Source organism: Rhodospirillales bacterium, from assembly GCA_016872535.1.
Classification (GTDB): Bacteria; Pseudomonadota; Alphaproteobacteria; order Rhodospirillales; family 2-12-FULL-67-15; genus 2-12-FULL-67-15.
This window is the reverse complement of record VGZQ01000101.1, coordinates 1-8,976: the sequence shown is the minus strand read 5'-3', so window position 1 is coordinate 8,976 and position 8,976 is coordinate 1. Positions and strand designations below refer to the sequence as shown.

Here is an 8,976-nt window from a genome sequence, read left to right as displayed (position 1 = left end):
CGGCTCGCGGCGGGGCGCTGCGCTCGCCGGATGGCTTCGCGCCCCGCCCGCTCGCCGCCGACACCGAAACCGTGATACAAACCGAAACGTTCACCCTCTGAGTGGACCTAATCCAGGGGAAAGGTCATATCGTCCGACAGATTGTATTGGAGTTCCATGGCTCATGGGGCTTCCTCCGTAGCTTAAGATACAAGAAACGGATTCCTCTCTTCATGCAAGCGCCGGTTCGCCGGGAAAGTCCAAGACTTATTGGCCGTCTTGAGGAGGCGCTAGAACGATCCCGCCAGGGTGGCGATAGTAAGGATGACCACCAGCGCCAGGATCGGTATGGCGCATGCGACAACGAAGATATCTTTGTAGGCCTCGGCGTGCGTCATCTTGCAAACAGAAAGCAGAGTGATGACCGCGCCGTTGTGCGGAAGCGCATCCAGCCCGCCGGTCGCGACCGCGGTCACGCGATGCAATAGATCGGGGTCGATGTTCGCGGCCCTCGCAAGATCGAGATACGTGCCGCCCAAGGTCTGAAGCGCAATGCTCATGCCGCCCGAAGCCGATCCGGTAATCCCGGCAAGGATATTGACGGAAATGGCGAGGGAGATCAGGGGGTTATCGGGCGCGATACCGAGCACGCCATCCCTGATTAACGCGAATGCCGGCAGGGATGAAACGACGGCCCCGAAGCCGACGAGCGACGCTGTGTTAAACGTCGGGCCGGTCGCCGCGTTGGCCCCACTGTCGAGCGTGTCCTTCAGACTTTTTATGCGGTTTCGATTGAAAACAACCGTCACGACGATCGAGGAGGCAAGGGCGATCAAGACAGCCCACACGCCTTTGACGGTATCGAAGGCCACCGAACCGTATCGCTTGTCGGCGAGATACGTCGTGTCGAGCGACGGCAGCACATATGCCGCGAGAAGGTAGTTGAGACTGACCACGAGCACGATCGGAAGCGCCGCCAGCCAAACTGGCGGGAGGTTTCTTGGGGCTTCCGCCTCCGGCTCGCCGATCTCGACGACGTCGTATCCTTCCCCTTGCGCATACTCCCTCAACACCCGGCGAGGTCGATCAAGGCGCGCCGCATCCGATCGAATCGTCGCGGCGCGGGTCTTGGCCCGCCAAGACAGCCAGAGGAGGCCGAGGACCAGCATGATCGCCCCCGCGATGATTCCGATGCCCGGGGCCGCAAATGCGGTCGTTCCGAAGTAGGGCATGGGAATCGCGTTCTGGATCGCGGGCGTTCCGGGCAGCGCCGTCATGGTGAATGTAAACGAGCCGAGTGCGATCGAGGCCGGAATGAGTGATCTTTGGAGGTTCGCGCGTTCGAACATAGCCGCCGCAATGGGATAGACGGCAAACGCGACAACGAACAACGACACGCCACCGTAGGTCAGGACGGCACAGGCTATAACGACGGCTGGAATCGTATTCGCTTCGCCGAGCCGCGCAACGATGGCTTCGGCAAGCGACCTGGCCGCGCCGGTATTATCCATCAGCTTGCCAAACAGCGCCCCGAGGAGGAACAAAGGGAAATACTGGATGACGAACGAGCCGAGCGCGGGCATGAACACCTGGGTGTAGGACGCGAGCACCGGTGTCCCGCTGGCCACGACGGCAATCAGCGCCATGAGCGGCGCCACCAGCAGCACGCTCAACCCCCGATAAGCGAGGTAGATGAGAAGCCCGAGCGCCAGCAGAATCCCAAGAATGCCGACCGTCATTGCCGCCCCTCGCGTTCGAAATATGCCATTCCGCGCCCCGGATCAAACCGCATCGAGGTCGAGCGTCGACCGCTTTCCGAGATCCGCCCCGTGTTTCTTGAGCCATGCATCGGCCGCGCGGACGCCGAGGCCGTGCAGTCGCACGAGAAACTCCCACTCCGGATCAAGCTTGCTCTTCACGCCGAGTTGGAACGCCGTCTCGTCGGCTGCGATTCGATGCAGACGAAGCGCGCGGACCTGGCCGAAAAGCGGGTGCCGGAAGACATGGTCGACGGCTTCCTCGTCGAGCGCCCGCTTCAAGAGCGCGACGCTTCTGAGTTCCTTGACCAGACTCGTATTGAACGTGATCTCATTGAGCCTGCCGGCGATAGCGTCGGTCGTTCGGGGCCGTTCGTTGCGGACCGGAGGATTCAACTGAATGATGAGTAGGTCCTCCGGCGCGCTTTCGGCGATAAGAGGCAGAAGCGCGGGATTGCCCACATAACCGCCGTCCCAATAGGTCTCGCCGTCGATCTCGACGGCTTGGAAAAGCTGCGGCAGGCACGATGATGCCATGACGGTTCGCGCCGACAGCTCGCGATTACGGAACACCCTGATTCCGCCGGTTCTGACGTTCGTGGCCGAGATGAAAAGACGGATATCCTTGGCCTTCCGTAGACGTTCAAAATCCACCGACTCGTCGAGCAGACTGCTTAGGGGGTTGAGATTGAGCGGATTGAACTGGTAGGGCGAAAGTGTCCGAGATACGGCATGGGACATCGCCGACCAAATCGCTGCGGATACGGTCAGCGGGTTGTAAGCGGTCCATCCCGCCGTGCCCACGCCGCTTGGAAGGAAAAGAGAGTGAAAGAGGTTTCTGGCGACAGTATAACCGTGCGCCGCCCGGCTGATACGTTTCCAGAATCCCCAGAGTGCCCTTTGAGCGCCCGCGGGCCCGCCGTCGAGGAGCCCATCCGCCATCACGACCGCGTTCATGGCCCCCGCGCTCGCCCCGCTTATAGCGCTGCAGGTCCAGCCCTTCTCGTCCAGAAGCCGATCCAGCACTCCCCAAGTGAACGCGCCATGCGCGCCTCCCCCCTGTAAGGCCAAATCAATGCTGACTCCGTCCGACAACATTCGGTTTGTCCATAAAGGTTGGGATTGGTGTCTCGGGGCTCCTTGCATCCGGCGCGATATCGCAAGCCGACATATATTATGGAAACTTTGAATAAATCCCAACCCGTCACTCCCGCGAAAGCGGGAGTTCAGCACCGTGTTGATATTCCTGGACCCCGGCTCTCCGCTTCGCGTCGGCCGGGGCGACGAACCGACTTATGCGGACCTTCCTTAATATATTGAAGCACCAGTGGTGGCTTACTGCGCGTGCCGACTTTGATGCAGCCTACCCCTTCATCACTTCCTTCACCTTGCCGGCGAGGGCGGCGAGGCTGAAGGGCTTGGGCAGGAAGTTGAGCGAGGGATCGTTTTCGAGCGCGCGCGCCGCGTCCTCGGCGTAGCCGGACATCAAGATGACTTTCACCCCCGGCAGTTCCTGGCGCAAAAGCTGCACCAGGGTCGGGCCGTCCATGCCGGGCATGATCACGTCGCTGAGGATGAGGTCGATCTTCTGGCCCTCGGCAATCGCCAGGTTGACCACGTCGAGAGCGCTTTCGCCGTCGGCGGCCTCCAGCACCCGGTAGCCCTTGTTGCGCAGCGCGCGCCCGCCGAAGAGCCGCACCGCGTCCTCGTCCTCCACCAGCAAGATGGTGCCGGCGCCGGTGAGGTCGGCGTCGAGTTCCGCCGCCGGCACCCGCGCCTTGGCGGTGCGGTCGGCCGCCGCCTGTTCCTGCGCGGGGAGGTAAATGGTGAAGGTGCTGCCCTCGCCCACCGCCGATTCGACGAAGATGTAGCCGCCGGTCTGGTGCACGATGCCGTAGACGGTGGAAAGGCCGAGGCCGGTGCCGGCGCCCACTTCCTTGGTCGAGAAGAAGGGCTCGAAGATGCGGGAAAGATTTTCCTTCGGAATGCCGGAGCCGGTGTCGGCGATCTCGATCGCGACGTAGCGCCCGGGCGCGACCAACTCGTGACCGCGCTGGGTCGGCGCGGCGATCTCGGCCGTGCCGGTGCGGATGGCGAGCGTGCCGCCGCCCGGCATGGCGTCGCGCGCGTTGACCGCGAGGTTGATGATCACCTGGTCGAACTGGCCGCGATCGACCAGCACATGGGCGAGGTTGCGGCCGTGTTCGAGCCTGAGTTCGACCTTGGCGCCGAGCAGGCGGCCGAGCAGGTGCGAGAGATCGGCGAGCGCCGCGGCCACGTCGAGCACCACCGGGGTCAGGGTCTGCTTGCGCGAAAACGCGAGCAGCTGGCGCACCAGGTTGGTGGCGCGGTTGGCGTTCTGCTTGATCTGCATGATGTCGGCGAACGAGGGATCGCCCGCGCCGTGGCGCGCGAGCAGCAGGTCGGAAAAGCCGATCATGGCGGTGAGCAGGTTGTTGAAGTCGTGGGCGATGCCGCCCGCGAGCTGGCCCATGGACTGCATCTTCTGCGCCTGGGCGAACTGGACCTCCAGGTGCTTGCGCTCGGTGGTGTCGACCACGTGCAGCACCAGGCGGTCGTCGCCGTCTTCGCCCGCCGGACGGGCGTGGATCGCGGCGGCGCGCTCGGCCCCTTCCGCGCCGACCAGCCGCACCTCGACGTGGGCCGCGGGCGCGGTGCCCATCACCAGCTTGGAGAACTGGGCGGCGGCCTCGGCGCGGTCCTCGGGCGCCAGCCGCTCGGCGAGCGGGCGGCCGATCACGGCGTCGCGCGGCGCGCCGACCAGCGCGAGGAACGCGTCGTTGCATTCGGCGACGATGCCGGAATAGTCGAGAAGGGCGATCCCGACCGGGGAGCGCTCGAACAGCCACGCCGGCAACGCGGGCGCGGCGGGCGCGGTTTCCGCGCGCCGGGCGAAATCGCGCATCACCAGCGAGCGGGTGTAAAGCGGCCGGCCGTCGGCCCCGGCGCGCACCGTTTGCAGCAGCACCGCGGGAAACGAGCCGCCGGCATCGTCGGCCAGCACCACGTCACCGCCGTCGAAGGCGTTGGCCGCGCCTTCCGGCGGCAGCGGGAACGGCGTCGCCTCGACCACGAAATCGGCGAACGGGCGGCCGACGATGGCGCCCGCCGGGCGCCCGAGCCAGTCGGCCAGCGTGCGGTTGACGTAGAGCATGCGCCCGTCGGCATCGGCGGAAAAGATCCCGGCCGGCAGGTTGTCGAGGTATTCGGCCATGGCCGCCTCGTCGCGCGAGCGACGCGAATCGACAACTTCGCGCGAGCGACGCGAATCGACAACTTCGCGCGAGCGACGGGAATCGGATGCGTCGCGCGCGGATTTCTCCTCGCCGGTGTCGGCGGCGCGGTCATCGCCTTGGCGATCGTCTGGCGGCGACCACCACGCGCGGAAGGCGCCGAGCGCGGTCCGGGCCGCGTCGCCGAGCGTCACAGGGCGGTGCGCGCCGCCGGAAGGCTTCGCGCGGCTCATGTCAATTCAACCTTTTCTTGAGGCGCATGACGTAGCCGATCACCTCGGCCACCGCCTTATAGTGCTCGATCGGGATTTCCTGGTCCAGTTCGACGCTGGCGAACAGGGCGCGGGCGAGCGGCGGGTTTTCGACGATGGGCACCTCGTGTTCCTCGGCGATCTCGCGGATGCGGAGCGCGACGTAATCGGCGCCCTTGGCGACCAGCTTGGGCGCTTCCATCTTCTCTATCTCGTAGGCGAGCGCGACGGCGTAGTGGGTCGGGTTGGTGATGACCACCGTCGCCTTCGGCACCGCCGCCATCATGCGCTGGCGCGCGCGCTCGCGCCGGAGCGAACGGATGCGCGCCTTGACGTGCGGATCGCCTTCGGCCTGCTTGGTTTCTTCCTTGACCTCGTGCTTGGTCATGCGCATCTGGCGCGTGAACATGAAGCGCTGGTAGGCGAAGTCGAATCCCGCGATCACGGTCAGGACCGCCAGCGTCGCGGCGGCGACGCGCAGCACCACCGCCTCGGAATGGTCGAGAACCGCGCCGAGACCCATCGCCGGCAGCAGTTCGACGTCCCGCATGACCGGCAGCGCGACGGTGAAGATGACGAAACCGATGACGGCGATCTTGACGATGCCCTTGACGAACTCGGCGAGCGTGCGCGTCGACATCAGGCGACCGAAGCCCTTGATGGGCGACAGCCGGCTCCAATCGAGCTCGAACTTGTCGACCGCCCACACCAGCCCGGTCTGCACGAGATGGATGGCGAGCGCGGCGATCACCAGGAACAGGAACACCGGCCATACCGCCGCCAGCAGGGCCTGGGCGACGTCGCCGAACAACGCCTGCAGGCGGCCCAAGTCGGCCGGAATTTGCGCGGGCGATTCGAGAAACGGCAGCGCGACGCGCGCGACGCCCTTCATGGTCCACGGCGCCGCGAACACGATCAGCAGGGCGCCGGCCATGATGATGCCCCAATGGGCGACTTCCTGGGACTTGGCGACTTGGCCGCGGCGCCGGCCGCGTTCGAGTTTTCGTCCCGAAGGGTCTTCTGTTTTGTCGGCGTCGTCTTGTTCGGCCATGGCCCGTCCCTCCGCCGCTCACGGCGAGGCGAATACGCCCCACGCGGCGCGGAACCGGTCGGCGAAGACCAGCATCATCCCGGCGATCACCGCCGTCAGCAGCCAGAGCTGCAACCCGATCTGGGCGGGCAAGCCGAAGAAGAACACGTGCAGCGTCGGCATCAGCCGCCCGAGCACGCCGAGGCCGACGTAATAGATCAGCGCCGCGATCAGGAACGGCGACGCCAGCTGGAACCCGAGCAGAAAGGAGCCGGAAACCTGGCGCGCGAACAAGTCGGCGAGATCGCCGAGCGGCGGCGCCTCGCCCGGCACGAACAGGTCGTAGGTTCCGACCAGCGCGCGCAGCATGACCTCGTGCAGATCGGTCGTCACGATCAGGGTGGCGCCGAGCAGCGAGAGGAACCCGGACACGGTCGAGCTTTGCTGTTCGGCCACCGGATCGTTGACGAAGGCGTTGGCGATCGAGGCGAACAGCGCGATGAACGTGCCGGCGGTCTGCAGCGCCGCGAGCAGGACGCGCCCGATCAGGCCGAACAGGGTGCCGATCAGCGCCTCGCCGGCGAGCAGGATGGCGAGGCCGGAGGGCTCCTCCGGCGGCTGGGCCGGCAGCACCGGCGCGAGCGGCGCGACCAGCGCGAAGCTCGCCAGCAGCGCGATGGCGAGGCGGACGTTGACCGGCACCGCGGCGGTGCCGACCCCGGGCAGCCACATCAGCGCCGCGCCGACGCGGGTGAACACCAGGAGGAAGACGAAAACGCCGCCGCCGATCAGCTGCTCGAGCATCGGGGCGCTATCCTATGGCGGCGATGCGGTCGAACAAACCGTGGGAAAACTCGATCAGCGTCGTCATCATGAACGGCAGGAAGACCACGGTCGCGACGAACACCGCCACGATCTTGGGGACGAACGTCAGGGTGATTTCCTGAATCGTGGTCAGCGCCTGAAAGAGCGAAATGACGATGCCGACCACCATGCCCGCGATCAAAAGCGGCGCGCTGATGATCAGGATCTGCCACAGGCTGTCGCGGCCGATTTCGATGACGGCAACCTGGTCCATGGTCCGACTCCCCCGCGGCCCGCGTCAGATCGGCATGCGCATGATTTCGCGGTAAGCCTCGATCACCCGGTCGCGGACGGTGACCACCGTCTGCAGGGTCAGTTCGGCTTCGGCGACCGCGGTCACGACCTTGCCGATGTCGGCGCGGTCGTTGACGGCGGCGATCGACGCCTGTTCGGCGGTCTTGCCGATGCGGGCGGCCTCCTGGATCGCGCTCTTGACCAGATCGGCGAACGCGCCGCCGTCGCCGGCGCCGCCTCCCGTACCCAAACCCTTGCCGATCGATCCGCCGATCGATCCCGGCGCTCCTTTGGCGACGCTGTCGTAGGCGGCGATGGCGGACGCGGCGGAAGTGACTGGTTTCAACATCTGGAGTTCCCTTGTGTTGTCGGTTCACTCAGCGACGAAGGATGTCGATGGTGCCTTGCAGCATCGTTTTCGCGGCCTTGAGGGTGGTCATGTTGGCCTCGTAGGAACGCTGCGCCTCGCGCATGTCGGTCATTTCGATCAGGGTGCTGACGTTGGGCGTTTTGACGTAGCCGTTGGCGTCGGCGGCCGGGTGGTTGGGATCGAAACGCTGGGGAAATTCGCTCCGGTCGGGACGGATGTTTTTGACCTTGACCATCTGCAGGCCGGTCGCGCGGTCGAGTTCGTTCTTGAAGCTCACCACCCGGCGCCGGTAGGGCTGCCCGCCCGGCGCGGTCGGCAGGGAATCGGCGTTGGCGACGTTTTCCGAAATGACGCGGAGCCGCGTGCCTTGCGCCTTCATGCCGGCGGCCGAAAGCCGCATCGTTTTCATCAGGTCTTCCATGATCCGATCCTAAAAATTCGGGCCTACTCCTTGCCGAGCGCCATGCGGAACAGCGCCATGTGCTTGCGGTAGAGTTCGGTGGTCAGGTGATGCTTGAGCCCGGCTTCGCCGACCTTCATCATCTGTTCCTCGATCACGACGCTGTTGCCGTCGGGCCGGGTTTCGTAGGGAATTTTCGTTTCCGCCTCGGTGAAGTCGCGCAGCCGCTTGCGCTGGCCGGGCATCTGGTTGGGCCCCGTCACGGTCATGTTGATCTGCTGGGCTTCGCGCCGGACGATCTCGCGGAAGTCGTAAGTCTTGAGATCGCGCGCGCGGTAGCCGGGCGTGTCGGCGTTGGCGATGTTCTGGGACAGCACTTCCTGGCGCTGGCCGAGCCAGTTGAGCCGTTTCTTCACCGCCTGGAACAGCGGCAGAGTGGCGAAATCCATGGCGGATGCCCCTTCTCGCGATGCGCTGCGCTCCTGCGGGCGGGCCCCTCCAACTCGGTCCGGCCGGGATCGCGTTGGCCGGAGTATCGGCCGTTTATCCTTAACGAATGGTAAACGGCGCGTCCGCTGAGTCGCCGTCGCCACCCCCCGAAGCCCGCGCGATGCCTCCGCGGGGCCAGCCGCCGGCCGGCCCCAATCCCCTGAAAAACCGTCGTAAAATTCCGCATCACGGTTAAGAGTTTGTTAAATTTCCCCCCTCAGGCTATTCGGGACCGAGGGCATTTCGGGAGGGCGAACGTGGCCGAGCAGAGACCCGCCGACGGCGAAGCCGGAAACGCGCGCACGCCCCCGCAAACGGCGCTCGCGGTCGCGCTCAAATACGAACCCG

At 65.4% G+C, this 8,976-nt stretch carries 9 protein-coding genes; all 9 read right to left on the bottom strand.

All coding sequences use genetic code 11. The features are described 5' to 3' along the window. Window positions 1-269 precede the first annotated feature (269 nt). The 9 genes from FJ311_14765 to flgB all read right to left on the bottom strand — a co-directional run bounded on the left by FJ311_14765 (window position 270) and on the right by flgB (window position 8,588). A complete protein-coding gene (locus FJ311_14765) occupies window positions 270-1,718 on the bottom strand; it encodes a GntP family permease (protein ID MBM3952700.1) in 1,449 nt (482 codons plus the stop codon). Between the two features lie 42 nt (window positions 1,719-1,760). Then, entirely contained in the window at window positions 1,761-2,834 is a 1,074-nt protein-coding gene (locus FJ311_14760; protein ID MBM3952699.1) for a patatin-like phospholipase family protein, read from the bottom strand. Between the two features lie 265 nt (window positions 2,835-3,099). Next, window positions 3,100-5,223, bottom strand: coding sequence for a PAS domain-containing protein (locus tag FJ311_14755; GenBank protein MBM3952698.1), 2,124 nt, complete (start codon window positions 5,221-5,223; stop codon window positions 3,100-3,102). A 1-nt stretch (window position 5,224) separates the two neighbouring features. Next, complete coding sequence (gene flhB, locus FJ311_14750; GenBank protein MBM3952697.1) at window positions 5,225-6,292, bottom strand: flagellar biosynthesis protein FlhB; 1,068 nt, start codon at window positions 6,290-6,292, stop codon at window positions 5,225-5,227. Window positions 6,293-6,310: 18 nt separating this feature from the next. Beyond that, complete coding sequence (locus tag FJ311_14745; GenBank protein ID MBM3952696.1) at window positions 6,311-7,075, bottom strand: flagellar biosynthetic protein FliR; 765 nt, start codon at window positions 7,073-7,075, stop codon at window positions 6,311-6,313. Between the two features lie 7 nt (window positions 7,076-7,082). After that, window positions 7,083-7,349 (bottom strand): flagellar biosynthesis protein FliQ, encoded by a 267-nt coding sequence (gene fliQ / locus FJ311_14740; GenBank protein MBM3952695.1) that lies wholly within the window; start codon window positions 7,347-7,349, stop codon window positions 7,083-7,085. Window positions 7,350-7,373: 24 nt separating this feature from the next. Then, window positions 7,374-7,718, bottom strand: a complete 345-nt coding sequence (locus FJ311_14735) for a flagellar hook-basal body complex protein FliE (GenBank protein ID MBM3952694.1) — start codon at window positions 7,716-7,718, stop codon at window positions 7,374-7,376. Window positions 7,719-7,746: 28 nt separating this feature from the next. After that, window positions 7,747-8,160 carry a flagellar basal body rod protein FlgC gene (gene flgC / locus FJ311_14730; protein MBM3952693.1) on the bottom strand — a complete coding sequence of 138 codons (414 nt, stop codon included), beginning with the start codon at window positions 8,158-8,160 and terminating at the stop codon, window positions 7,747-7,749. Window positions 8,161-8,183: 23 nt separating this feature from the next. After that, window positions 8,184-8,588, bottom strand: a complete 405-nt coding sequence (flgB, locus tag FJ311_14725) for a flagellar basal body rod protein FlgB (protein ID MBM3952692.1) — start codon at window positions 8,586-8,588, stop codon at window positions 8,184-8,186. Window positions 8,589-8,976: the final 388 nt, after the last annotated feature.